Consider the following 25041-nt stretch of genomic DNA (forward strand, 5'->3'; position numbering starts at 1 on the left):
CCGTCAGCCTCCCGGCGGCGACGGTGCGGGCGACGGCGGCGACGGCGGCCCGTCCATCAGGTGGTACTGCACGATCGGCGAGAGCCGGCGGATCAGCTCCTCCGGTGGAGCCGAGGCCACCGGTTCGAGCCGGATGATGTAGCGCAGCATCGCCGTCCCGACGAGCTGCGCCACCGCCAGCTCCGCGCGCATCTCGGCGTCGGGCTGCGGCAGCGACGGGGTGATCCGGCGCAGCAGGTTGCGCGTGACGATGCTGCGGAAGATGGCGGCCGCGGTCTCGTTGCTCACGGCGGAGCGGATGACGGCGAGTAAAGGCTCGCGCGAGAGCCGGTTCTCCCAGACGCCGAAGAAGAAGCGGGTCATGCGCTCGCCCGCGTCCTCCACCGGGCCGTCGACGACGATGTCGGGTAGCGCCATCGCGGGCGCGAACGTGATCTCCAGCGCCGCCTCGAAGACCCGCTCCTTGGTGCCGAAGTAGTGGTGGACCAGCGCCGGGTCGACGCCCGCGGCTTTGGCGATGCCGCGGATGGACGTCTTCTCGAAGCCGCGCGCGGCGAACTCGGAACGGGCCTGCGCGAGTATCCGGTCCCGGGTGCCGGGCCCGTCCTCGGCGGCGCCGCGGCGGGGGCGGCCCCGGCCGCGTTTCGGAGGGTCGGCGGCGTTCTCCGGCGTCACGGGGCGGCACCTGCGCCGGGCGCCGCGATGTCGCGCTCGGCCATGACGCCCCTCACGACGACGCGCCGCGCGGGACCGGCGCCGCGAGGTTGAAGCGGGTGAACGCCAGCGACTCCGCGAGGTCCGACTCGCGCTCCGCCGCCGACATCGCCCGCCGGGTGTTGATCTCCACCACGACCTGCCCGCCGAACCCGCGCGCCGCCAGCCGCTCCAGCATCTCGGCGCACGGCTGGCCGCCCCGCCCGGGCACCAGGTGCTCGTCCTTGCCGGACCCCGAGCCGTCGGCCAGGTGCACGTGGCAGAGCCGGTCGCCCATGCGGTCGGCCATCTCCAGCGCGTCGTTGCGGGCGGTGGCCGTGTGCGAGAGGTCCAGCGTGTGGTGCCGGTAGTCCTCGTTCGTGACGTCCCAGTCGGGCGCGTACGCGAGCATCTCCTTCTCGCGATAGCGCCAGGGGTACATGTTCTCCACCGCGAACTGCACCGCCGTCTCGTCGGCCATGCGCCAGATGCCGCGGACGAACTCGCGCGCGTACCCGCGCTGCCAGCGGAACGGCGGATGCACCACGACCGTCTCCGCGCCCAGCCGCTCGGCGGCCGACTGCGCGCGCCGCAGCTTCTCCCACGGGTCCCGCGACCAGACGCGCTGCGTGATCAGCAGGCACGGCGCGTGGATGGCGAGGACCGGCACGCCGTGGTGGTCGGAGAGGCGGCGCAGCGCCTCGATGTCCTGGCTGACGGGATCCGTCCAGACCATGACCTCCACGCCGTCGTACCCGAGGCGGGCGGCGGTCTCGAAGGCGGTGGCGGTGGACTCGGGGTAGACGGAGGCGGTGGAGAGGGTCACCCGTGCGTCGGGCACCGCGACCCCGCGCTCCGCGCTCCGCGGCTCGGCCTCGCCGCCGGCACCGTCCCCGGTCGCGGCACGACCGACCGATGCGCCGGTCTCGCCGGCTTCGCCGTGCTCGTCGGTCCGGTAACGGGATGCTCCTGCCACGGAGACAGCGTACGCGGCCTCATCCGCGCCCCGCCCCGTCACGGCAACTGGTCCAGCCGCTTGAGGATGACCCCCTCGCGCAGCGCCCACGGGCAGATCTCCACCGTGTCCACCCCGAACAGGTCCATCGCCCCCTCCGCCACCAGCGCCCCCGCGAGCAACTGCCGCGCCCTGCCCTCCGACACCCCCGGCAGCTCCGCCCGCTCCGCCGCCGGCATCGCCGCCAGCCGCGGCACCCACTCCTCCAGCGCCTTCGCCGACAGCGCCCGGTGCGTGTACAGCCCCTCCGCGGACCGGGCCGCGCCCGCGATCCGCGCGAGCTGCCGGTACGTCTTGGACGTCGCCACCACGTGATCCGGCTCACCGAGCCGGCTGAACTCGCTGACGACCCGGGCGATCTGGGCGCGCACGTGCCGCCGCAGCGCCCGTACGTCGTCGGGGTCCGGCGGGTCCCCCGGCAGCCAGCCGGTGGTCAGCCGGCCGGCGCCGAGCGGCAGCGACACCGCCTTGTCGGGGTCCTCGTCGATCCCGTACGCGATCTCCAGCGACCCGCCGCCGATGTCCAGGACCAGCAGCTTCCCGGCCGACCAGCCGAACCAGCGGCGGGCGGCCAGGAACGTCAGCCGCGCCTCCTCCTCGCCGGTGAGCACGGTGAGCTTCACCCCGGTCTCGTCGGCGACGCGCGCGAGGACGGATTCCGCGTTGGCCGCCTCGCGGACCGCGGAGGTGGCGAACGGGAGCACGTCTTCTGCGCCCTTGTCCTCCGAAACCTGCAGCGCCTCGTGAATCGTGGCTATCAGCCGCTCGACCCCGTCGTCGGCGATGGCACCCTCCTCGTCGAGGAGTTCCGCGAGCCGCAGCTCCGCCTTGTGCGAGTAGGCAGGCAGCGGCCGGGCACCGGGGTGCGCATCCACCACCAGCAGGTGCACCGTGTTCGAGCCCACATCCAGAACGCCGAGTCGCATAACGGGAAACGCTAGCGCCTTGCCGCGCGGCCGTACGCTGGGTTCTGTGAGCAAGAGGAAGAAACAGGGCAAAACGCAAGCCGGTTCGGGCGTCGTACGCGAGAATGCCGCGCGGTCGGAGGAGGTCGGGCTCGATTTCGCCCGCGCCTGGGTGGAGTTTCCGGACCCCGCGGACGACGAACAGGTCTTCCGCTGCGACCTGACGTGGCTGACGTCACGCTGGTCGTGCATCTTCGGCCGCGGCTGCCAGGGCATCGACGCCGCGGGCCCCGACGACGGCTGCTGCACGCTGGGCGCGCACTTCTCCGACAAGGACGACGAGAAACGGGTCGCAGGACATGTGCGCCGGCTCACACCGGAGCTGTGGCAGCACCACGCCGAGGGCCTGGGCCCGGACGGCTGGACCGAGACCGACGAGGACGGCGAGCGCAAGACCCGCCGCGTGGACGGCGCCTGCGTCTTCCACAACCGCGCCGGCTTCCCCGGCGGCACGGGCTGCGCGCTGCACCTGCTGGCGCTCCGCGAGGGCCGCGAGCCGCTGGAGACCAAGCCGGACGTCTGCTGGCAGTTGCCGGTCCGCCGCTCGTACGAGTGGATCACGCGCCCGGACGACACCAAGGTCCTGATGGTCTCGATCGGCGAGTACGACCGCCGCGGCTGGGGCCCGGGCGGCCACGACCTCCACTGGTGGTGCACCTCGGCCCCGTCGGCCCACGGCGGCGGCAAGGCGGTGTACGAGTCGTACCGCCCGGAGCTGGTGGAACTGATGGGCGAGCGGGGCTACGCCCGTCTGGCGGAACTCTGCGAGGAACGCCTGGCCGCGGCCCGGCACGCCCCCCTCCCGGCTCCCCACCCGGCGGACTGAGGGCCGCCGGCCGGAGCCCGGGGCGGCGGGCCGGGCCGGGGCACGCCCGGGGCAGGCGCGCGGTGGCCGCTGCCCGGCCGGTCAGCCCGCCCCCGACGGCGCCTGCGCCGGGGACGAGTCCGGTGGGCTCGGGTCCGGCTCGGACGCGGTCGGCGTGGGGTCCGGGTCCGAGGGGGACGGGTCGGGATCCGACGGGCCGGGGTCCGGGTCGGACGGTGACGGATCGGGGTCGGACGGGCTGGGATCAGGGTCCGAAGGGGACGGAGCCGGGTCGGACGGGCGCGGGGTGCCCGGCGGCGAGTGGGGCGGCGGCTTCGGGTGGGTCGGGGCGGGGGCGCCGCCCGGGCTCGTACGGCCGCTGCCCGCGCCCGTGATCAGGATCGCCGCGCCGCCCGGGGACACGTAGACCCGCGCCTGCCAGCCCGTCCGCGGCTCGCTCGCCTCCGCCACCGTCACCGCGACCGTCGTCGCCTGGCCCGGCCGCAGCGTCCCGTACGTCGCGCTGAACCGCAGCCACCCCGCGTCCGTCCCCACCCGCCAGTCCACCGGCGCCCCGCCGGACGCCCGCAGCCGCAGGTACGTCGTCTCCCCGGCCGGCCACGCCTCCGCCGTCAGCCGGCCGGGGCCCACCCCCGGCCCGCCCGGGGTCGGACCGCCGCGGTCCTCGACCTCCACCGACACGTCCGGGTGATTGCCGTCACGCGACGCCGGCACCGAGTCGTCGTGCGCGCTGCCGGCCTTCTCCACCGGGCGGCCGTCCAGCGACTCCGGCTCCTCCGCGTCCGCGCTCGGCGGCGGCCAGCCGGACTCCGCCTCGCCGGCCGCGGGCGCGCCGCGGTTCGCCGCCCACAGCGCCAGCACCGGCGCCGCGATGACGGTCGCCACGACCGTCGACGTCACCGCCCGGGAGCGCAGCCGGCCGCGGCGGGCGGCGCGGTGCCGGGGATCGCGGGGGTAGCCGCGGCGGTCGAAGCGCGGGGCGTGCACGAAGCGGGTGCGCTGGGCGCGCAGCATCGCCGCGTACGCGGCCGCGCGGGGCGCCTCCAGCACCGGCAGCGGTCCGTCGGGCCGCGCGGCGCGCAGCGTGCCCGGCCAGGCCCAGCCCGCACCCGCGCGCTCGGCGGCGCGGCGGCACTCGGCGCAGTCGTCGACGTGCCGGACCAGCTCGCGGCTGAGCGCGGCGCTGAGGAACAGCCGGCTGTCACCGGCGAGCCGGGCGATGGCGGGACAGCCGTGCTGGTCGACGACGGCGAGCGCAGCCCTGGTCCGTTCGACCTCGGCGGCGGCGGTGGAGAGCAGCACGCGGGCGGCGTCGGGGTGCTGGCCGAGCACGGTGGCGACTTCCCCGGCGGGCAGCCGGTGGCGTACGGCCAGCTCCAGCGCCTCGCGCTGCTCGGGCGTCGTGCCGGCGGCCTCGGGCCAGGCGAGCGCGGCCAGTTCGCGGCGGCGCAGCCGGGCGGCGGCTTCCGCCGCCGCTTCCCCGGCGGTCTCCGGCGCGGCTGCCGAAGCGGCTGTGGACCCGGGGGCGGGGGCGGCCTCCGCCCCCGCCGTGGAAGCCGCCCCCGGCCCCGGCGCCGCGCCCGCCCCCGCCGCACCGGCGGATCGCTTCTCCTCGGCCGTCGCGGCGGGCCGCCGCTGCGCCGGGCGGTGGCCGGGCCTGGGGAGCGTGCGCTGCGCCGCTCGCTGCCCGGGCTTCTGGTCCAGGCGGCGCACACAGGCCCAACGCGCCAGCGAGTAGAGCCAGGGCCGCCACTCGGCGGGCGTCGCGGGCCGCCGCCGGAGCTGCCGTTCGGCGATCGCGAGGACGTCGCCGAGTGCGGCGACGGCGTCGTCGTGGTCGCACAGCACCGACATGCAGTAGGTGAACAGGCCGTCCAGATAAGGCTCGTACTGCTCGGGCGGGCGCTGTGGCGGCGGCTGCCGGGCGGGTTCGGGGTCGGGGCTGCTCGTCACCCCGCGAAGGTAGGCGCATAGTCGCGTACGGATCGGGGTGGTTCGGCGACTTTCCCTCCCACGGGTGACGTTGTCACTCAATGGGGGACGTGGCACCCGTCAGAGTGTCCGCCCCGCGCCGCCGACGGCTCCCGGTACCCCCGATCCGTACCCGCGCGAGGGCCGCGCACGGCGCCGCGACCGCCGCGCCCAGCGCCAGCCCCGCCGCCACGTCGAGCGGGTAGTGCACGCCGACGAAGACCCGTGACACCGCCAGCACCACGGCGAACGGCAGCACCCACCCCGCGATCCGCGGCCACGCCACCGCCAGCGCGACGGCCGCGGCGCCGGCGATCGTCGCGTGGTTGCTGGGGAACGACCAGTCGCCCGGTGGCGGGCAGTCCGCCAGCGGCGCCGCGGCCCCGTGCACCGCCCGGCACGGCCGCTCCCGTTCCACCCAGACCTTCAGCAACTCGCTGAGCCCGTACGCCCCGGCCGTGCCCGCCGCCCCCGCGACGACCGGCGCGCGCCGCGGCGCCGCCCACCACGCGGCGGCGAAGAGCGCGGCCAGCAAGAGCAGTCCGGCGTCCGTGCCGTACTCGGCAAGCGTGTGCAGCCAGTCGGGAGTGCGGCGGGCGAGGGACGTGACGTCGCGGTACAACTCGTCGTTCATGTCCGAACGGTACGAAGCGTGTTCGGTTCACCACTTCCGGCGAAAGTCAGTACGCTCCCCTGACGAAAGTCAGACCGCGCGGCGGGTACGGGACCGCCTTGCGCCCCAAGTCTCGTAAGGTTTCCGCGTGGGATCTTTCCGCCGTCCTGTCGGTCCGCTGCCGTCCGCCATCTACTGGCGGCGCCGCGCGGTCCTGCTCGGCCTGCTCGCCGTGCTCGCGATCTTCGCGATTCTGGTCATCAACCTCGGGGGCGGCAGCGAGAACGCCGCCGACGAGGGCAAGAACCCCGCCGAGTCGATCACCCCGGGGCCGACCGACGACTCGTCGGTGATCGACAACCCGCCGGGGGGCCGCGACGAGGACGGCGGCGGCTCGGGCGACTCCGAAGGCTCCGGCGGCTCGGGCGACGAGGACGGCGGCGGCTCCGGCGGCTCCGAGGGCTCGGGCGGCTCCGACGGCTCAGGCGACGGCGGCGGTTCCGGCGACGGCGAGGACGGCGGCTCCGCCGGCGGCGGCTCCGGGGCGGGCGGCGCGGGCTCCGCGGGCGGCGGCTTCGACGCCGGCTCGGACGGTGTGCCGGCCGGCTCGTCCATGGCCGCGTGCGCCGCGGGCGACGTGGAGCTGACGCTGCGCAGCCAGGAGCGCTCGTACGCGCCGGGGGAGCGGCCGGTGTTCGAGGTGACCGCGGTCAACTCCGGTGACCGGGACTGCAAGCTGGACTTCTCGCCGACCTCGACGGTGCTGACGATCTCGGCGGCCGGCGGCGGCGCGAGCCAGTGGTGGGCGTCGGACGACTGCCCGTGGACGACCGACCCGATCCTGCTGGCGGTGCCGGCGGGCAGCGAGGTCTCGCGGACGTACGAGTGGGACATGCGGGCGAGCGAGCCGCGCTGCGCGACGCCGAAGGCGGGCACGGCCGGCGCGGGGAGCTACGAGGCGGAGGTCAGCGCGGACGGCTTGGCGACGGCGACGGCGCCGTTCGTGCTGGAGAAGGCGTAGCGCGCGGCCCGGCGGGCGATGCGGCGGGCGCGCTGACCGGCCGTACGTTCCCCGGTGCCCTTCGGGCACGGCATGTTGACCGCGTACGTCTCCCTGAGGCCCCGGGATACGGCCCGTTGACCGCCGTACGCCTCATGAGGCGCTCCGTGACGGGGCGTTGACGCCCCCGGCGCGGCGCCGTCCGCGTCAGACGTAGCGCTCCAGGATCGACGACTCCGCCAGCCGCGACAGCCCCTCGCGCACCGAGCGGGCCCGCGCCTCGCCCACGCCGTCGACCGTCTGCAGGTCGTCCACGCTGGCGGCGAGGAGCTTCTGCAGGCCGCCGAAGTGCTCCACCAGCCGGTCGATGACGGCGCTGGGGATGCGCGGCACCTTGGCCAGCAGCCGGTAACCCCGCGGCGAGACCGCGGCGTCGAGGGTCTCGGGCACGCCCGAGTAGCCCAGCGAGCGGGCCACGATGGGCAGTTCGAGCAGCTCACCGTGGGAGAGCCGGTCCAGCTCGGTGAGGGCGCGGTCCACGGTGTGCGGGCGGCGTCCGGTGCGCTCCGGCACGTAGTCCCTGACGACGAGCTGGCGTTCCGGCTCGACGCCCGCGATCAGCTCGTCGAGCTGGAGGGAGAGCAGCCGGCCGTCGGTGCCCAGCTCGACCACGTACTCCGCGATCTCCGTGGCGATCCGGCGCACCATCTCCAGCCGCTGCGCGACGGCGGAGACGTCCCGCACCGTCACCAGGTCCTCGATCTCCAGCGCGGAGAGCGTGCCGGCGACCTCGTCCAGCCGGAGTTTGTACCGCTCCAGGGTGGCCAGCGCCTGGTTCGCCCGGGAGAGGATCGCGGCGGAGTCCTCCAGCACGCGCCGCTGGCCGTCGACGTACAGCGCGATGAGCCGCATCGACTGGCTGACGGAGACGACGGGGAAGCCGCTCTGGATCGACACCCGCTGCGCGGTGCGGTGGCGGGTGCCGGTCTCCTCGGTGGGGATCGAGGCGTCGGGCAGCAACTGCACACCCGCGCGCTCGATCCGCGTGATGTCCTGGTCGAGGACCACGGCGCCGTCGAGCTTGCACAGCTCCCGCAGCCTGGTCGCGGTGAACTCGACGTCCAGCACGAAGCCGCCGGTGCAGATGGACTCGATGATCTTGTCCGTGCCCAGCACGATGAGCCCGCCGGTGTTGCCGCGGAGGACCCGCTCCAGGCCGTCGCGGAGCGCGGTGCCGGGCGCGACCGCGCTCAGCGCGGCCCTCACCGCGGCATCGGAGCCGGAACTGCCGCCGGCTCTGCCCGGGGCGCCCGCCCGGTCGCCTGCTGCCACTGGAACCCTCCGGAATCCTCCGGTCGTCGTTTCGGTGCTCTACGCGTGCGCCGGGCGGCGCACGCACGAGCCCCCTGCGCTCCCCCGCACGGAAGAGACCGGGGCAAAGTCTACCGGCGCGCCTCCTCGGGCTGCCGGGACTCCCTCGGCTCCCTCCCTCCGGCCGGCTCCCGGGACCCGCCTCCGGTGCGCCGCCGGCCGGCGGGCAGCGCGCGCAACGCGTCCCCTATGTCCGCGACTTCCCGGACTTTCATGCCTGCGGGGACCTTGCCCGGATCCGCCGGTACGAGCGCCTGCGTGAACCCCAGCCGGGCCGCCTCCGCCAGCCGCCTGGCCACCCCGGTCACCCGCCGCACCTCGCCGGCGAGCCCCACCTCGCCGATCGCGACCAGGTTCTTCGGCAGCGGGGTGTCGCTGGCGGCGCTGGCCAGGGCGAGCGCGACGGCCAGGTCGGCGGCCGGCTCGGAGAGCTTCACCCCGCCGACGGTGGCGCTGTAGATGTCCCGCTTGGAGAGCGCGCGGATGTCGCCGCGCTGCTCCAGCACGGCCAGCATCATCGAGACCCGGGAGGTCTCGAGCCCCGACGTGGTGCGCCGGGGGGAGGGGATCTGCGAGTCGACGGTGAGCGCCTGCACCTCCGCGACCAGCGGCCTGCGGCCCTCCAGGGTCACCGTCAGGCAGGTCCCGGGCACGGGCTCGTCCCGCCGGGTGAGGAAGAGGCCGCTGGGGTCGGCGAGGCCGATGATGCCCTCGTCGTGCAGCTCGAAGCAGCCGACCTCGTCGGTCGCGCCGTACCTGTTCTTCATGCCGCGGACCAGCCGCAGCCGGGCGTGCCGGTCGCCCTCGATGTGCAGCACGACGTCCACCAGGTGCTCCAGCAGGCGGGGGCCAGCGATGGCGCCGTCCTTCGTCACGTGCCCGACGAGGATCGTGGCCATCCCGCGCTCCTTGGAGGCCCGGATGAGCGCTCCGGCGACCTCCCGCACCTGGGCCATGCCCCCGGGGGCGCCGTCGATCTCGCCGGAGGCGACGGTCTGCACGGAGTCCAGCACCAGCAGGGCGGGCTTGACCTCGTCGAGGTGGGCGAGGACGGCGGCGAGGTCGGTCTCGGCGGCCAGATACAGCGCGTCGCTCAGCGCCCCGATGCGGTCGGCCCGCAGCCGGACCTGGCCGGCGGACTCCTCTCCGGTCACGTACAGCGTGCGCTCGCCGCCGACCGCGGCCTTCGCCGCGACGTCGAGCAGCAGCGTCGACTTCCCCACGCCGGGCTCGCCGGCCATCAGCACCACCGCGCCGGGCACGAGCCCGCCGCCGAGCACCCGGTCCAGCTCCGGCACGCCGGTGGAGCGGGCCTCGACGCGGCGGGCGTCGACCTGGGCGATGGGCAGCGCCGACGTCGTGACCCGGCCGGCGGCCGTGGTCTTGACCGCGGGCGCGCCGACCTCCTCGATCGTCCCCCACGCCTGGCACTCGGGGCAGCGGCCGAGCCATTTCACGGTGGACCAGCCGCACTCGGCGCAGCGGTACGCGGGGCGGTCCCTGCCGCCGCTCTTTCGGGAAGCCATGCGGATAACGTAGCGGGACCCGCTGACACCGCCCGGAGTTGTCCACAGGCGGGGTGCGGCGGTACGGCGGGCTCGTCCGGACTGTGGACAAACGGTCCGGACCGTGGGCAGGGGGCGTAGGCTCGAAGACTCGGATGTACCGCTTCCCCGGGAGGGAAACATGCCCGCGCTGAGGTCCCGTACCGTCACCCACGGCCGCAACATGGCGGGCGCCCGCGCCCTCATGCGCGCCTCGGGCGTAGCGAACGAGGACATCGGCAAGCCCGTCGTCGCGGTCGCCAACAGCTTCACCGAGTTCGTCCCGGGGCACACGCACCTGGCGCCCGTCGGCCGCATCGTCTCCGAGGCGGTCAAGGCCGCCGGCGCGGTGCCGCGCGAGTTCGACACGATCGCGGTGGACGACGGCATCGCCATGGGCCACGGCGGGATGCTCTACAGCCTGCCCTCGCGCGACCTGATCGCCGACTCCGTGGAGTACATGGTGGAGGCGCACTGCGCCGACGCCCTGGTCTGCATCTCCAACTGCGACAAGATCACCCCCGGGATGCTCATGGCCGCCCTGCGGCTGAACATCCCCACGGTCTTCGTCTCCGGCGGCCCCATGGAGGCCGGCCGCGCCACCCTCGTGGACGGCACGGTCCGCAAGCTCGACCTGATCGACGCCATGGTGGACGCGGCGAACGACGGCGTCTCCGACGCCGACGTGCTGCGCATCGAGGAGAACGCCTGTCCCACCTGCGGCTCCTGTTCCGGCATGTTCACCGCCAACTCGATGAACTGCCTCACCGAGGCCATGGGCCTCTCCCTGCCGGGGAACGGGTCGGTGCTCGCCACCCACACCGCGCGCAAGGCGCTCTACGAGGCCGCGGGCCGCACGGTCGTCGAGCTGACCACGCGCTACTACGAGCAGGACGACGAGACGGTCCTCCCGCGGAACGTGGCGAGCCGCAGCGCCTTCGAGAACGCGATGGCCCTCGACATCGCCATGGGCGGCTCGACGAACACGATCCTGCACCTGCTGGCCGCCGCCCAGGAGGCCGGCCTCGACTACGGGCTGGCGGACATCGACGCCGTCTCCCGCCGGGTGCCGTGCCTGGCCAAGGTCGCGCCCAACGTCGCTCCCGGCGGGACGTACTACATGGAGGACGTGCACCGCGCGGGCGGCATCCCCGCCATCCTCGGCGAGCTGTACCGCGCGGGACTGCTCAACGAGGACGTGCACGCGGTGCACTCCGACTCGCTCGCGGACTGGCTCAAGCGGTGGGACGTCCGCGGCGGCTCCCCGTCGCCCGAGGCCGTCGAGCTGTGGCACGCGGCGCCCGGCTGCGTGCGGTCGGCGACGGCCTTCTCGCAGTCCGAGCGCTGGGAGTCCCTGGACACCGACGCGGAGGGCGGCTGCATCCGCTCGCTGGAGCACGCGTACTCGAAGGACGGCGGTCTCGCGGTGCTCAAGGGCAACATCGCGGTGGACGGCGCCGTGGTGAAGACCGCGGGCGTCGACGCCTCGATCCTCACCTTCGAGGGACCGGCCGTGGTCTGCGAGTCGCAGGAGGAGGCGTGCGACAAGATCCTCGGCAAGCAGGTCAAGGAGGGCGACGTCGTCGTCATCCGCTACGAGGGCCCGAAGGGCGGCCCCGGCATGCAGGAGATGCTGTACCCGACGTCGTTCCTGAAGGGCCGCGGCCTGGGCAAGGCGTGCGCGCTGGTCACCGACGGCCGCTTCTCCGGCGGCACGTCGGGGCTGTCCATCGGCCACGCCTCGCCCGAGGCGGCGGCGGGCGGCGCGATCGCGCTGGTCGAGGACGGCGACCTGATCCGTATCGACATCCCGAACCGCGGCATCGAGCTGCTGGTCGACGAGCAGACCCTCGCCGAGCGCCGCGCGGCCCTCGGCGGGCGGTACGCGCCGAAGAACCGCGAGCGCAAGGTGTCCACGGCCCTGCGGGCGTACGCGGCGATGGCGACCAGCGCCGACAAGGGCGCGGTGCGGGACGTCACCAAGCTGGAGGGCTGAGCCCGGCGCGGCCCGCAGCGGCGCGGCCGCGCCCGTACCCCGGCTCCCCCAGGGGCGGCCTTCGGCCCGGTCCCCAGGGGGGCGGGACACGCCGCGGAGGGCTCCGCGATAATCGGGTGCGTGAGCGACAACCAGCAGTCAGAGAGCCACGACGGCGCGCCGCTGCCCGAGCCCCTGCGGTTCTTCGGCACCACCTGGGTCGACCGCTCGCGCGGCTACTGGGCCCGCCGCGTCGGCGTCGCCGCCCTGGCCCTGGTGCTGGCCGCCGCCGGCGCGTTCGTGCTGGCGCTGTCGTACAACGGCCTGCAGCTCGCAGACAGCGGCGGCATCATCCAACTGCTGATGATCGCCGCCTTCGCGGTCTGCAGCTCGCTCGCCTTCACCCGCACCCTCGGCGGCTTCAGCCGCCCGCACGAGGCCGGGCCCGCGGACAGCTCGTGGCGGCCGATCCGGGTCATAGGCTTCGTCGGCGTGCTGCTGGCGTACACGGTGCGCAGCTTCGTCGAGGCCCCCGGGGAGGGGATGCTCCGCAAGGACTACGAGCACCGGCTGGAGCAGCACGCGCGCCGCCGCTCGTCCCGTACGGGCAACCCCGCCAAGCGCAAGCGCAAGAAGCGCCGCTGACCCGCCCCGGGCCCCCACGCGCCCCCACGCCCCCGCCGCCTACGCCCCCTACCGCGCCCCCGCGTACGCCGCCACCCACCCGTCCGCCAGGTCCGCCAGCCGGTGCGCCGCCGCCGTGGTCCGCTCCCGGTCGCCCGTGTTGAGCATGTCGATCTGCAGTCCCGCGAAGGCCGCGTTGAGCAGCGTCGCGTAGCCCGTCGCCGCCTCCGCAGGCACCCCCCGGTCGCGGAACCAGCCCGCGACGAACTCCACCCGGTCCGCCAGCAGCCGTGACGTCGCCCCGCCCAGCCGGTCCCCGGCGGCGAGCCCCTCGATCTCGTGGACGAGCCGGGTGAGCGGCAGATGCTCGGGCGTCAGGTGGTACTCCCACGTGGCCCGTACGACCTCGCCCATGCCCATCTCGCCGTCGGCGCCGGGCAGCCCGGCCAGCCACTCCCGCTGCCGCTCGTCCAGCCGCGCCAGCGTGGCGGCCAGCAGGTCGGCCTTGCCGGCGAAGTGGTGCGTGAGCACCCGCGTGCTCTGCCCCAGCTCCTTGGCGAGCGGCCGCATCGACAGGGTGGCGAGGCCGTGGTCCACGAGGTAGTCCACGACCGAGTCGAGCAGGGCGGTCTTGCGGGCCGGGTCGGCGGGTCTGGGCATGGCACTCCTGGTACGGACCGCCGGGCCACCCGCGTACGCACCCGTGGAGCGCACGTACGCGCGGGGGCCCGGAAACCGGTGGACGCCGTTAGGGTAACGACTGTTACCTTAACGGCATGGACGAGAATCCCACCCTGCAGAAGGCCGCATCACCCCTCCGCCGCTCCCTGCCGGGCTGGCTGATCGCGCTCACGCTGACGACCTTCACATTCTCCACCGACGACTACCTCGTCGCGGGCGTGCTCCCCGGCATCGCCGATGACCTGGACGTCTCCGAGGCCGCGGTCGGGCAGCTCGTCACCGTCTTCTCCCTGGTGCTCGCGCTCGCCGCCCCCGTCGCCTCCGTGCTCACCGCGACCTGGCCCCGCCGCCCGCTGTTCACCGTCGCCCTCGCGGTGTTCGCCGCCGCGAACTTCGCCATGCCGCTCGTCGCCTCGTTCCCCGTCCTCATGGCCCTGCGGGTGGCCGCCGCGCTCGCCGCCGCCATCGTGGTGCCCGGCGCCCTCGGCGCCGCCGCGGCCCTCGCCCCGCCGGAGCGGCAGGGCCGCTACATGGGCACCGTCTTCGCCGGGCTGACCACGTCGCTGCTGCTCGGCGTACCGCTCGGCACCTGGGTCGGCGCGGTCGCCGGCTGGCAGGGCGCGTTCGTCCTCGGCGGCCTCCTCGGCGTCGCCTCCCTCGCCGCCCTGTACGCGACCCTGCCCGAGCCGCCCCGCGGCGAGGCCCTGCGGCTGGCCGACCGGCTGACCCCGCTGGCCCGCCCCGCGCTGCTCCTCGGCCTCGCCGCCACCGCCGTCGCCGTACTCGGCAACCTGATGGTGGTCACGTACCTCGCCGTCTACCTCCGCGACCTCGCGGGCGTCGGCCCCACCGGGCTCGGCGTGATCTTCGTGCTGGCCGGCGCCGCCGGCATCGCCGGCAGCCAGCTCGGCGGCCCCGCCGCCGACCGCTGGGGCGCGGAGCGCGCGCTGCTGATGGGCTGCGGCGCGTTCGCGCTGGTGATGCTCGGGCTCGTCGCCTGCTGGCCGCTGCGCCCCGCGCCGCTGGTGCTGGTGGTGCCGCTGCTCCTGCTGTGGTCGGCGGCGGCCTGGTGGATCCCGCCGGCCGCCAGCGCCCGGCTGCTGCGCCTCGCGGGACCGGCCGGGGCCCAGGCCCTCGCGCTCAACAGCAGCGCCGTCTACCTCGGTGTCGCCGCCGGCGGCGCGGTCGGCGGCGTCCTCCTCGACGCGTACGGCAGCGGCGCGCTCCCGGCCGGCGCGGCGGCGGCGCAGCTCGTGGCGCTCGCCCTCTTCGGCCTCGCCTCCCGCCGGGCCACTCAGGGGAAACCCTGAGGCCCGCCCGGGGTCACCCCCAGACGACCCGGACATGTGTCAGTACTCTTTGACAGGTGGTCGCGCCACCTGTCAGCTTGGACTGACACACCGACGCACGAAGGGGCCGCAGATGGCACGGACGCCCGCTCCGGCCCCGTCCGGAGACGAACTGCTCAAGGTCCTCGCCGCGCTCGGCAATCCGCACCGCCTGCGGATCGTCGCCGCGCTGCACCAGGGCCGGAACTACGTCAGCCGGCTGGCCCGCGAGATCGGCATGAGCCGCCCGCTGCTGCACATGCACCTGCAGCGGCTGGAGGCCGCGGGCCTGATCACCGGCTCGCTGGAGCTGTCGGAGGACGGCAAGGCGATGAAGTTCTACGAGGTGGTCTCGTTCCGGTACGAGCTGACCCCCGAGCTGATCACGGAGGTCGCCCGCACCCTCGGCGACGGTGACGGCGAGCCGGAAGGCGAGCCCCCGGGAAGGACAAGGCCCGCACCGGGAAGTCCGAGACGGTGAAAGAGGAAGCCACATGAACGAGCAGACGGTGCACCTCGCCGACAGCGGCGACACGGTCGGTGCCGTGGTCGGCGCGGTCGGTGCCGCCGGGTTCTTCGCGCTGCTGATCGTGGTGGTCTGGCAGATCGCCGCCACCTGGCGGGCCAAGATGCTCGCGGCCCGCGAGGAGCAGTACCGGCAGTTGGCCATCAAATACCAGCAGTTGCTGGAGGACAACCTCGAACTGCACCGCCGCAGCATCGACGAACTCACCGAGGCGCGGCGCTCCATCACCTCGATGGAGAAGATGATGCGCGAGATCGAGTAGCACCGGCATGCGTACGGGCCGGAAGCGGCAACTTCCGGCCCGTACCAGGACGAAGCAATCCCCGGCACACTTCCGCGCCACGGCCAGGTCGGCAAACCACAGCGGCCGCGGTGCGGGTCAGTCGTGCGCCGACTCACCTCATTCAGAAGGAGACCATCCCATGTCCGCTCGGATCAAGCAGCTCGTGGCTGCACCCGGAGGGCAGCGCACGAAATGGCTGGTACTGGCCGCCTGGATACTCCTCTTGGTCGCGCTCGGCCCGCTGGCCGGCAAGCTCGGCGACGTCGAGGACACCGGCCCCAACGCCTTTCTGCCGCGCAGCGCCGAGTCCGCCGAGCTGAACACGGAGCTGGAGAAGTTCCGCGGCGATCCCGAGGACGAGGTCATGCCCGCCGTCGCCGTCTACAGCGTGCCGGACGGTGCGATGACGGACGCCGGCCGGCAGAAGGCGGAGGCGGACGTACGGGCCTTCGCGCCGTACGTCGCCCCGGGCGAGCGCGTGACCCCGCCCGTGCCCTCCGACGACGGCGGCGCGCTGATGACCGTCGTGCCCATCACCGACGAGGACGACGGCCTCACCGACACCGTCGAGGACGTACGCGAGGTGGCCGCCGACGGCGTCCCGCCGGGCGTCGACGTGGAGGTGGGCGGCCCGGCGGCCTCTCTCACCGACTCCGTCGCCGTCTTCGACTCCCTGGACGCGACGCTGATGCTGGCGACCCTGGCCGTCGTCACCGTCCTCCTGCTGATCACGTACCGCAGCCCCGTCCTGTGGCTCTTCCCCGTACTGGCCGTCGGCTTCGCCGCCGTCCTCACCCAGGCCGCCACGTACCTCCTGGCCAAGCACGCCTCCCTGCCCGTCGACCCGCAGTCGGCCGGCATCCTGATGGTCCTCGTCTTCGGCGTCGGTACGGATTACGCGCTGCTGCTCATCGCCCGCTACCGCGAGGAGCTGCACCGCCACGAGAACCGCCACGAGGCCATGCAACTGGCGCTGCGCCGCTGCTTCCCCGCGATCCTCGCCTCCGCGGCGACCATCGCGGTCGGCCTCTCCTGCCTGTACTTCGCCGACATCAGCTCCTCCCGCTCCCTCGGCCTGGTCGGCGCGGTCGGCGCGGTGTGCGCGTTCCTTGCGCTGGTCACGGTGCTGCCGGCGCTGCTGGTGATCGTCGGCCGGTGGGTCTTCTGGCCGTTCGTGCCGCGTCACGGCACCCCCGTGCACGGGCACCGCACGGTGTGGTCCCGGATCGGCGCCGCGGTCGCGCGCCGGCCGCGCTGGTCGTGGCTGATGTCGCTGGGCGTGACCGCGCTGCTCGTGTTCGGCGTCGTCGGCATGGACTTCGGTCTGAAGCAGTCGGAACTGTTCCAGGACAAGCCCGAGTCGGTCGTCGCGCAGGAGCGCATCTCCGCGCACTACCCCTCCGGCGCCTCCGACCCGGCCGACATCGTCACCAACGCCGACGCGAAGGATGCCGTACGGGCCGCGGCCGGGAAGGTCGACGGAGTGGCGGGAGTCGCCGACGGCGGCACCACCGGCGACCTGTCCGCCTTGCGCGTCACCCTCGACGACGAACCCGACTCGGACGCCGCCAAGGACACCATCGACGACCTGCGCACCGCCGTGGGCGCCGTCGACGGCGCGGACGCCCTCGTCGGCGGCACGACGGCGGAGGCGCTGGACACCCAGCGGGCGGCGGACCGCGACCTGCGGGTGGTGGTGCCGATCGTGCTGCTGGTGGTCTTCCTGGTGCTGATCGGGCTCCTCCGCGCGCTGGTGGCACCTCTTGTGCTGCTCGCCACCGCCGTGCTGTCGAACGTGGCCGCCCTGGGGGCGTCGTATCTCCTCTTCGACCACGTCTTCGACTTCGCCGCGGTCGACTGGTCCATCCCGCTGATGGGCTTCGTCTTCCTGACCGCGCTCGGCATCGACTACAACATCTTCCTCATGACCCGGGTGAGGGAGGAGGTCGCGCTCCACGGCCACGCGAAGGGGGTCCTCACCGGCCTGGCGTCGACCGGCGGCGTGATCACGTCGGCGGGCATCGTGCTGGCCGCGACGTTCTCCGTCTTCGCCGGGCTGCCGCTGGTGACGATGGCGCAGATGGGCGTGCTGGTCGGGGTGGGCGTGCTGCTGGACACCTTCCTCATCCGCACGGTCATGGTGCCGGCGCTGGCGCTCGACCTCGGGAAATGGACGTGGTGGCCGGGCGCCCTCTTCCGGCGGGAGACGCGGCGTCCGCCGGCGGCCGCGGACACGGCGGCCGGGCTGCCGGAGGCGGATCGCGTACGGGCCTGAGGGCTCCGGTCCGTACGGCGACAGGCAGGGGCACCCGGCACGCCGGGTGCCCCTGCGCTCCTTGACAGCGCTCCGGGTCCCCAGGATGTTCAACGCATGATGAATATCGGACCGGGGGCCGTCCACGCCCGCGGGCTGTCCGTGGTCCGCGGCGGGGCCACCGTCCTCCACGACCTCGACTTCGACGTCCCGCGCGGCCAGGTCACCGGCCTCCTCGGCCCCTCCGGGTGCGGCAAGACCACCCTCATGCGCGCCATCGTCGGCACCCAGGCCCGCGTCACCGGCACCCTCGACGTGCTCGGCGCGCCCGCCGGCGCCGCCCGCCTGCGCCACCGCATCGGCTACGTCACCCAGGAGCCGTCCGTCTACCGCGACCTGACCGCCCGGCAGAACCTCGACTACTTCGCCGCCATCCTCGAACCCGGCACCTCCCGGGCCGAACGCCGCACCCAGGTCGCCCGAGCCCTGGCCGACGTCGACCTCACCGGCGAGGGCGACCGGCTCGCCGGCCGCCTCTCCGGCGGCCAGCTCGCCCGCGTCTCCCTCGCCGTCGCGCTCCTCGGCCGCCCGGAACTGCTGGTGCTCGACGAGCCGACCGTCGGCCTCGACCCCGTACTCCGGCGCGACCTGTGGGCGCTGTTCCACGAGATCGCCGCGGAGCGCGGCGCCACGCTGCTCGTCTCGTCGCACGTGATGGACGAGGCGGAGCGCTGCCAGCGGCTGATGCTCATGCGCGCGGGCCGGATCCTCGCCGACGACACCCCGGACGGGCTGCGCGAGCGGGTCGGCAGCGAGACGGTGGAGGAGGCGTTCCTGCGGCTCGTGGCGGCGGCCGGGCAGCGGGAGCGGCGGCACGAAGGCACGGACGGGAACGGGGACGGGGACCGCGGGGACGGCGCCCCGTGAACGCCACCCGCACCCTCGCCACCGCGCGCCGCGTCCTGCGGCAACTCGGCCACGACCGCCGCACCGTCGGCCTCATCCTGGGCGTGCCGCTGGTCATGATGACGCTGCTCTACGGGGTCTTCGACGGCGACAAGCGCACCTTCGACTCCATCGGCGCCTCCCTGCTCGGCATCTTCCCGCTGATCACCATGTTCCTGGTGACCTCCATCGCCACCCTGCGCGAACGCACCTCCGGCACGCTGGAACGGCTGCTCGCCATGCCGCTGGGCAAGGGCGACATGATCCTCGGCTACGCGCTCGCCTTCGGCGCCCTGGCCGCGGTCCAGGCGTCGCTGGCCGCGGGGCTCGCCGTCTGGGTCCTGGACCTGGGCTTCGCCGGGTCGCCCTGGCTGCTGCTCGTCGTCGCGCTGCTCGACGCGCTGCTGGGCACGGCGCTCGGGCTCTTCGTCTCGGCGTTCGCGTCGAGCGAGTTCCAGGCCGTGCAGTTCCTGCCCGCGGTGATCTTCCCGCAACTGCTGCTGTGCGGGCTGTTCGCGCCCCGGGACTCGATGCAGCCGGTGCTGGAGGCGATCTCCGATGCGCTGCCGATGTCGTACGCGGTGAACGGCATGAATCAGGTCCTGGACCACGAGGAGGTGACCGGCGACTTCCTCCGCGACGTCGCCGTCGTCGGCGGCAGCGCGGTGCTGGTGCTCGGCCTCGGCGCGGTGACGCTCCGGCGCCGTACGGCGTGACTTCCCGGCCTGACCTGGCGACGTGACCTGCGGACCCGTCCGGGCTGTGGATAACTTCGCGGGGTGTCGGGCCGCGGTGCGAGGATGGACCGCATGACCCAGAAAGTCGCCGTACTCGGCGCCGGAAAGATCGGCGAGGCGCTGCTCTCCGGCATGATCCGCGCCGGCTGGTCGCCCGGCGACCTGCTCGTGACCGCCCGCCGCCAGGACCGCGCGGAGGAGCTGCGCCATCGCTACGGTGTCGAGCCCGTCTCGAACGGCGACGCCGCCAAGCGCGCCGACACCCTCATCCTCACCGTCAAGCCGCAGGACATGGGCACGCTGCTGGACGACCTCGCGCCGCACGTGCCGGCGGACCGGCTCGTCGTCTCCGCCGCGGCCGGCATCCCCACGGGCTTCTTCGAGGAGCGGCTGCCGGAGGGCGCCCCGGTCGTCCGCGTCATGCCGAACACGCCCGTGCTCGTGGACGAGGGGATGTGCGTCATCTCCGCGGGGAAGCACGCCGTGGAGCAGCACCTGGCGCGGACCGAGGAGATCTTCAAGCCCGTCGGCAAGACGCTGCGCGTCCCCGAGGCGCAGCAGGACGCCGCCACCGCCCTGTCCGGCTCGGGACCGGCGTACTTCTACTTCCTCGTGGAGGCCATGACCGACGCCGGGATCCTCCTGGGCCTGCCGCGTGAGAAGGCCCACGACCTCATCGTGCAGGCCGCGATCGGCGCCGCGGTCATGCTGCGCGACAGCGGCGAGCACCCGGTCAAGCTCCGCGAGGCGGTCACGTCCCCCGCGGGCACGACGATCAACGCGATCCGTGAGCTGGAGAACCACGGCGTACGGGCCGCGCTGATCGCGGCGATCGAAGCCGCCCGCGACCGCAGCCGAGAGCTGGGCACGGGCCCGGCGCCGGACGCCAAGCGCGCGTAGGGAAGCCGGAGATGACAGCGCAGCCGCCCCCGCCTGCCGGACCGGGCACGTCCGGACCGGGCACGTCCGGACCGGATCCGTCCGGGCGTGAGCCGATCCGGGTCCTGCTCGCGGACGACGAGGCCATGGTCCGCGGCGGGGTGCGCGCCATCCTCGCCGCCGCGGCGGACATCGAGGTCGTCGCCGAGGCCGGCGACGGCCGCGAGGCCGTCGAGCTGACCCGGCGGCACCGCCCCGACGTCGCGCTGCTCGACATCCGCATGCCCGTGCTCGACGGCCTGGGCGCCGCCGCCGAGCTGCGCCGGGCCGCGCCCGGGACGGCGGTGGTGATGCTCACGACCTTCTCCGAGGACGAGTACATCGCGGGTGCCCTCGACAGCGGCGCCGCCGGCTTCCTCCTCAAGTCCGGTGATCCGTACGAGCTGATGGCCGCCGTCCGCGCCGCCGCGGGCGGCGCCTCGTACCTCTCGCCGCACGTCGCCCGCCGTGTCATTCAGCGGGTCAGTGGCGGCCGGCTGACCCGGGAGAAGGAGGCGCGCGAGCGCGCCGCGGCGCTCACCCCGCGGGAGCGCGAGGTGCTGGCCCTCGTCGGCGCCGGGCTGTCGAACGCGGAGATAGCCGGCCGCCTGCACCTGGTGGAGGGCACGGTGAAGGCGTACGTGAGCCAGGTGCTGGCCCGCCTGGAGCTGAGGAACCGGGTCCAGGCCGCGATCCTCGCCTACGAAGCCGGGCTCGTCGGCGAGGACGCCGGGCCCCCGGCGCAGGGCTCGCCGTAACCCGCGGCGTCCCCCGCGCGGGCACCGCCGCCGGTGCCCCCGTCCGTGCGCCGCCGCAGCCGGAAGGCCCGTACGCCCTCGTGCAGCAGCGTGATGCCGAACGCGAGCCCCAGCCCCAGCGCCACCCCGCGCAGCGGCTCGTCCTCGAAGGCCGCGCCGCCGGCGTAGCCGAGCGTCGTCCCGTACGCCGCCCAGGTCACCGCCGCGACGACCGCGTACCGCGTGAAGGCCCGGCGCGGAAATCCCGTCGCCCCCGTCGTGAGCGTGGCCGCCGTCCGGCCGCCCGGGATGTAGCGCGCCACGACGAGCACCAGCCCGCCCCGCTCCGCCAGCATCCGCCCCACCCGCTCGTACGCCCGCTGCGCGCGGCTCCCCGGCCGCAGCCGGTCGAAGACCCGCGGCCCGGCCCGCCGCCCGAGGGCGTACGAGATGTGGTCGCCGGTCAGCGCCCCCACCGCCGCCACCGCCGCCACCAGGACCGCGTCCGGCTGCCCGTCGGCCGCGGCGAACACCCCCAGGGTGATCACCAGCGTCTCGCTCGGCACCACCGGGAAGAAGCCGTCCAGCGCGGCGATGCCGAAGAGCGCCAGGTACACCCACGGGGTGCTGACCACGCCCTCGACGGCGTGGATGATCGTGTCATTCATGCAGTTCACGCTAGGAACGCGGCCCGTGCGCCACCGCGCACGGAAGTCAGGACCGCCCCCTGACTTTCGTCAGGTGCCCGGCGGTCCCCGCCCCCCGTACCGTGGCCGCATGACCGGCACCGACCGGCTGCCCGGCACCCCGCGTCGCCCGCTGCCCGACCGCCTCCGCCCGAGCCGCCGCGCAAGCGACCCCCCGGAGGGCGGCCCCCGGGACGGCGACCGCCCCGGGCGCCGCCGCCCCGCCCCGGCCGCCGCCCTCCGCCGCCTCCTGCGCAGCGAACGCGCCGCGGACCTGCTCCTCTGGCTCGTCCTCACCCTCCCCGCCGCCTATGCCGCCGGCCTCCCCGGCGCCGAGCAGGCCGCCGGCGTCGACCTGCGCTGGATACGCATCGCCGCCGTCCCCCTCCTCGCCCTCGCGGTGGCCGTCAGCCGCTCCCGCCCCCTGCTCGCCGCCGCGATCCCCGCCGGCCTCGCGCTGGCCGCGACGCCCGAGTTCTTCACCAACCAGTTCGTCCTCGCCCAGGTCGCCCTCTCCTTCCTCCTCGGCCGCCGCACCGACCGCCCGCGCCGGGCGCTCGCGCTCTTCTGCGCCATCGCCGCGGCCGGCCTCGTCCTCGTCCGCGCCGTCCCCGACGCGACGTTCGCCGGCTGGGCGACGCTCGTGCTCACCGTGCTCTTCGCGATGGTGCTCCCGTGGCTCCTCGGCCGGTACGCGCGGCAGCACGCCGCGCTCGTCAGCACCGGCTGGGAGCTGGCCGAGCGGCTGGAGCGCGAGCAGGAGCTGACCGCCGACCGCACCCGGCTGCGCGAGCGCTCCCGTATCGCCGGCGACATGCACGACTCCCTCGGCCACGAACTGACCCTCATCGCCGTACGCGCCGCGGCCCTCCAGGTCTCCCCGGGCCTCGACGAGCCCGCCCGCAAGGAGGCCGCCGAACTCCGCGAGGCCGCGGCGGCGGCCACCGAGCGGCTGTGCGAAGTCATCGGCGTGCTCCGCGAGGATGACGAGGGCGCACCCGTGCACCCAGCGGACGACAGGGTGGAGGAGCTGGTCAAGCGGGCGGCCGCGTCGGGGATGGAGGTGGAGCTCGTACGCGGCGAAGGCGGAGACCGGACCGCGGCGCACGACCCGTCCCCGGGCGGCGAACCTCCCGCCCCCCTCCCGCCGGTCGCCGACCGGGCGATCCACCGCGTCGTCCAGGAGGCGCTGACCAACGCCGCCAAGCACGCTCCGGGCGCCCCCGTGACCGTCCGCCTCCGCCGCGACGGCGACCACGCCGAGGTCACCGTCGTCAACGGCCCGCCGCCACCGCGCACGGCAAAGGCCCTGAAAGCATCAGAAACACCCGGCGGCTACGGCCTCGTCGGTCTCGACGAACGCGTCCGCCTCGCCGGCGGCACCCTCCGTGCACAGCCTGTGGACGGCGGCTTCGCCGTCACCGCCCGCCTCCCCCTCACCCCCGGCGCCGCCCCCGCCCCGCCGCGCGAGTACGCCGCCCGGCGCGAACTTGCCGCCGCGCGCCGCCGCGTACGCCGCGGCATCCTCGACGCGATCTGGATCCCGGTCGTCGGCACGATCGTCCTCGGCGCGCTCCTCTTCGGCGTCGACCTGTACACCTCGTACCGCTCCGTCCTCGACACCGGCACGTACGACTCGTTCCGCATCGGCCAGCCGCGCGACGCCGTCGAGCACCGCCTCCCCGCCTACGAGGCCGACGTCAACACCCGCCCCGCCGCCGCCCCCGCCGACCCACCGGGCACCGACGACTGCGTCCTCTACCGCACCACCCCCTTCACCCTCGATCCGTCCTACCGCCTCTGCTTCACCGACGGCCGCCTCTCCCACAAGGACAAGGTCGACGCCGACCCGTAGCCCGCCCACCCGGGGGTTACCCCCACCTGCGCCCGGTGGCCCGCAGGATGGGGCGCGGGCGCGGCCGTCCGTAGCGTCGTACGACATGAAGCCGAAGCCCGCAGCCCTCGCCGCCCCCGCGCTCGCACTGGCCCTCGCCGCCGTCGCGACCGCCTGCACCCAGGCGGTCGGCGACGGCAAAGCCGAGCACCGCACCTTCCGCATCGGCGCCGACGCCACCACCCTCACGATCGACGCCGACGACACCGCCGTGGAGCTGGTGCCCGTCGACCGCGAGGACGGCGAGATCGACGTCACCCGCTGGTTCAAGGCGGAGAAGTGGAACGGGGACGTCGGCACCACGTGGTCCGTCGACGGCGACACCCTGCACTTCCGCACCAAGTGCAGCGGCGTCATCGTGAGCTGCGACTCCCGCTACCGCGTCGAGGTGCCGCGGAACCTCGACGTCGAGATCGACGGCAGCGACGGCCGCATCGAGGCGGACGGCTTCGACACCCGCCTCGACATCAAGAGCGGCGACGGCGCGGTGGAGGTCGCGGACGCCGGCGGCCCCCTGAACATCGAGGCCCGCGACGGCTCCGTACGCATCGACGGCGCAGCCGGCCCCGTCGAACTCGACGCCCGCGACGGCTCCGTCCGCGCCACCGGCCTCACCGCCACCCGCGTCACCGCCGCGCTCGGCGACGGCAGCCTGCACCTGGGCTTCACCGAAACCCCGGACCAGGTCACCGCGGAGACCCGCGACGGCGGCCTGACGCTGGAGGTGCCGAGGGCGCCCTACCGGGTGAGCACCGACGTACGCGACGGCAGCACCGACGTCACCGTCCCGCGCGACCCCGCCAGCCCGCACCGCATCAAGGCCACCACGGGGGACGGCAGCGTCACGATCCGCCCGTCGAGCTGACGGCGCCGAAGGCGGGCAGCAACCCGGCCGCGTCGTACGCCGCGTCCACCCGCGGCCGCGCCATCCCCCGTGCCCGCTCCGCCCCCCGCGCCAGGACGCCCTCGACGTACGCGGGATCGGCACTCAGCTCCGCGTGCCGCTCCCGCACCGGCCGCAGCGCCTCCACCACGGCCTCGGCGGTGTCCCGCTTGAGCTGCCCGTACGACGTGTACTCACCCGCCAGCTCCGCCGGCTTCCGCCCGCTGCACCCGGCCAGGATCTCCAGCAGGTTCGCCACCCCCGGCTGCGCCTCCCGGTCGTACGTCACCTCGGCACCGCTGTCCGTCACCGCCCGCATCACCTTCCGCCGCACGGCGTCCGGCTCGTCGAGGAGATGCACGATGCCGGCCCGCGCCGCGGGCCCGTCGTCGGACTTGCCCATCTTCGACAGCGGATCCTGGAGGTTCATCACGCGCGCGGCGACGGACGGCCGGGTGACCCGCGGCACGGTGAAGACCCGCCCGTACCGCTGGTTGAACCGCTGCGCCAGGTCCCGCGCCAGCTCCACGTGCTGCGCCTGGTCGTCGCCGACGGGCACCTCGTCGGCATCG

At 74.7% G+C, this 25041-nt stretch carries 24 protein-coding genes (1 of these 24 only partly in view); 14 read left to right on the forward strand and 10 right to left on the reverse strand.

Going from position 1 to position 25041, the window contains the following annotated elements; all coding sequences use genetic code 11:
- Nucleotides 1-3: 3 nt before the first annotated feature.
- From DMB38_RS18770 to DMB38_RS18780, 3 genes are all read right to left on the reverse strand, one after another.
- Complete coding sequence (locus DMB38_RS18770) at nt 4-675, reverse strand: TetR family transcriptional regulator (RefSeq protein ID WP_125936162.1); 672 nt, start codon at nt 673-675, stop codon at nt 4-6.
- Nucleotides 676-727: 52 nt separating this feature from the next.
- On the reverse strand, nt 728-1534 hold the full coding sequence (locus DMB38_RS18775; protein WP_125939128.1) for a sugar phosphate isomerase/epimerase: 807 nt from the start codon (nt 1532-1534) through the stop codon (nt 728-730).
- Nucleotides 1535-1707: 173 nt separating this feature from the next.
- On the reverse strand, nt 1708-2634 hold the full coding sequence (locus DMB38_RS18780; protein ID WP_078898361.1) for a Ppx/GppA phosphatase family protein: 927 nt from the start codon (nt 2632-2634) through the stop codon (nt 1708-1710).
- Between the two features lie 151 nt (nt 2635-2785).
- Here DMB38_RS18780 and DMB38_RS18785 point away from each other — a divergent pair, with 151 nt between their 5' ends.
- Nucleotides 2786-3499 carry a hypothetical protein gene (locus DMB38_RS18785; protein ID WP_240662721.1) on the forward strand — a complete coding sequence of 238 codons (714 nt, stop codon included), beginning with the start codon at nt 2786-2788 and terminating at the stop codon, nt 3497-3499.
- An 81-nt stretch (nt 3500-3580) separates the two neighbouring features.
- Here DMB38_RS18785 and DMB38_RS18790 read toward each other — a convergent pair whose 3' ends face one another.
- Both DMB38_RS18790 and DMB38_RS18795 read right to left on the reverse strand, forming a co-directional pair.
- Nucleotides 3581-5452 (reverse strand): BACON domain-containing protein, encoded by a 1872-nt coding sequence (locus DMB38_RS18790; protein WP_125936164.1) that lies wholly within the window; start codon nt 5450-5452, stop codon nt 3581-3583.
- A gap of 73 nt (nt 5453-5525) precedes the next feature.
- Nucleotides 5526-6104 carry a phosphatase PAP2 family protein gene (locus DMB38_RS18795; protein WP_125936165.1) on the reverse strand — a complete coding sequence of 193 codons (579 nt, stop codon included), beginning with the start codon at nt 6102-6104 and terminating at the stop codon, nt 5526-5528.
- A gap of 127 nt (nt 6105-6231) precedes the next feature.
- On the opposite strand from DMB38_RS18795, the gene DMB38_RS18800 reads away from it, so the two are divergent.
- Complete coding sequence (locus DMB38_RS18800; protein WP_125936166.1) at nt 6232-7104, forward strand: hypothetical protein; 873 nt, start codon at nt 6232-6234, stop codon at nt 7102-7104.
- A gap of 186 nt (nt 7105-7290) precedes the next feature.
- On the opposite strand, the gene disA is transcribed toward DMB38_RS18800, so the two are convergent.
- Complete coding sequence (gene disA / locus DMB38_RS18805) at nt 7291-8415, reverse strand: DNA integrity scanning diadenylate cyclase DisA (protein ID WP_047017067.1); 1125 nt, start codon at nt 8413-8415, stop codon at nt 7291-7293.
- 110 nt (nt 8416-8525) lie between these two features.
- Nucleotides 8526-9980, reverse strand: coding sequence for a DNA repair protein RadA (gene radA, locus DMB38_RS18810; protein WP_125936167.1), 1455 nt, complete (start codon nt 9978-9980; stop codon nt 8526-8528).
- Between the two features lie 160 nt (nt 9981-10140).
- Between radA and ilvD the strand changes: the two genes are divergently transcribed.
- Together ilvD and DMB38_RS18820 are read left to right on the forward strand one after the other, a co-directional pair.
- The gene (ilvD, locus tag DMB38_RS18815; protein WP_125936168.1) at nt 10141-11994 is read left to right on the forward strand and encodes a dihydroxy-acid dehydratase; all 1854 of its coding nucleotides are present in this window, start codon (nt 10141-10143) and stop codon (nt 11992-11994) included.
- 120 nt (nt 11995-12114) lie between these two features.
- Nucleotides 12115-12618 (forward strand): hypothetical protein, encoded by a 504-nt coding sequence (locus DMB38_RS18820; protein ID WP_125936169.1) that lies wholly within the window; start codon nt 12115-12117, stop codon nt 12616-12618.
- Between the two features lie 48 nt (nt 12619-12666).
- Here DMB38_RS18820 and DMB38_RS18825 read toward each other — a convergent pair whose 3' ends face one another.
- Nucleotides 12667-13257 (reverse strand): TetR/AcrR family transcriptional regulator, encoded by a 591-nt coding sequence (locus DMB38_RS18825; protein WP_125936170.1) that lies wholly within the window; start codon nt 13255-13257, stop codon nt 12667-12669.
- Between the two features lie 116 nt (nt 13258-13373).
- Between DMB38_RS18825 and DMB38_RS18830 the strand changes: the two genes are divergently transcribed.
- The 8 genes from DMB38_RS18830 (at nt 13374) to DMB38_RS18865 (ending at nt 21027) form a co-directional block, all read left to right on the forward strand.
- Nucleotides 13374-14588, forward strand: a complete 1215-nt coding sequence (locus tag DMB38_RS18830; RefSeq protein WP_125936171.1) for an MFS transporter — start codon at nt 13374-13376, stop codon at nt 14586-14588.
- 112 nt (nt 14589-14700) lie between these two features.
- Nucleotides 14701-15087 (forward strand): winged helix-turn-helix domain-containing protein, encoded by a 387-nt coding sequence (locus DMB38_RS18835; protein WP_125936172.1) that lies wholly within the window; start codon nt 14701-14703, stop codon nt 15085-15087.
- A gap of 13 nt (nt 15088-15100) precedes the next feature.
- A complete protein-coding gene (locus DMB38_RS18840) occupies nt 15101-15394 on the forward strand; it encodes a hypothetical protein (protein ID WP_047017074.1) in 294 nt (97 codons plus the stop codon).
- Nucleotides 15395-15554: 160 nt separating this feature from the next.
- Entirely contained in the window at nt 15555-17690 is a 2136-nt protein-coding gene (locus tag DMB38_RS18845; RefSeq protein ID WP_125936173.1) for an MMPL family transporter, read from the forward strand.
- Nucleotides 17691-17786: 96 nt separating this feature from the next.
- Nucleotides 17787-18596 carry an ABC transporter ATP-binding protein gene (locus DMB38_RS18850; RefSeq protein ID WP_125936174.1) on the forward strand — a complete coding sequence of 270 codons (810 nt, stop codon included), beginning with the start codon at nt 17787-17789 and terminating at the stop codon, nt 18594-18596.
- The gene (locus DMB38_RS18855; RefSeq protein ID WP_125936175.1) at nt 18593-19330 is read left to right on the forward strand and encodes an ABC transporter permease; all 738 of its coding nucleotides are present in this window, start codon (nt 18593-18595) and stop codon (nt 19328-19330) included. Before DMB38_RS18850 ends, DMB38_RS18855 begins: the two co-directional genes overlap by 4 nt.
- Before the next feature lie 93 nt (nt 19331-19423).
- The gene (gene proC / locus DMB38_RS18860; RefSeq protein WP_125936176.1) at nt 19424-20251 is read left to right on the forward strand and encodes a pyrroline-5-carboxylate reductase; all 828 of its coding nucleotides are present in this window, start codon (nt 19424-19426) and stop codon (nt 20249-20251) included.
- Between the two features lie 11 nt (nt 20252-20262).
- Nucleotides 20263-21027: a response regulator transcription factor gene (locus DMB38_RS18865; protein WP_276314960.1), complete on the forward strand. Its 765-nt coding sequence runs from the start codon at nt 20263-20265 to the stop codon at nt 21025-21027.
- On the opposite strand, the gene DMB38_RS18870 is transcribed toward DMB38_RS18865, so the two are convergent.
- Nucleotides 20970-21674, reverse strand: coding sequence for a VTT domain-containing protein (locus DMB38_RS18870; RefSeq protein WP_125936177.1), 705 nt, complete (start codon nt 21672-21674; stop codon nt 20970-20972). The two genes, DMB38_RS18865 and DMB38_RS18870, sit on opposite strands and share 58 nt — an antisense overlap.
- A 109-nt stretch (nt 21675-21783) precedes the next feature.
- Here DMB38_RS18870 and DMB38_RS18875 point away from each other — a divergent pair, with 109 nt between their 5' ends.
- A complete protein-coding gene (locus DMB38_RS18875; RefSeq protein ID WP_125936178.1) occupies nt 21784-23547 on the forward strand; it encodes a histidine kinase in 1764 nt (587 codons plus the stop codon).
- A gap of 85 nt (nt 23548-23632) precedes the next feature.
- On the forward strand, nt 23633-24451 hold the full coding sequence (locus DMB38_RS18880; protein WP_125936179.1) for a DUF4097 family beta strand repeat-containing protein: 819 nt from the start codon (nt 23633-23635) through the stop codon (nt 24449-24451).
- Here DMB38_RS18880 and trpS read toward each other — a convergent pair.
- A protein-coding gene (gene trpS / locus DMB38_RS18885; protein ID WP_125936180.1) for a tryptophan--tRNA ligase crosses the window boundary here: on the reverse strand, nt 24429-25041 show its 3' portion. Its footprint extends 449 nt past the window's final position; 613 of the gene's 1062 nt are visible here — the last part of the coding sequence; the start codon falls outside the window, past its right edge — the gene reads right to left on this strand; its stop codon occupies nt 24429-24431. The two genes, DMB38_RS18880 and trpS, sit on opposite strands and share 23 nt — an antisense overlap.

The sequence above is a fragment of the Streptomyces sp. WAC 06738 genome (assembly GCF_003945505.1).
Lineage (GTDB): Bacteria > Actinomycetota > Actinomycetes > Streptomycetales > Streptomycetaceae > Streptomyces.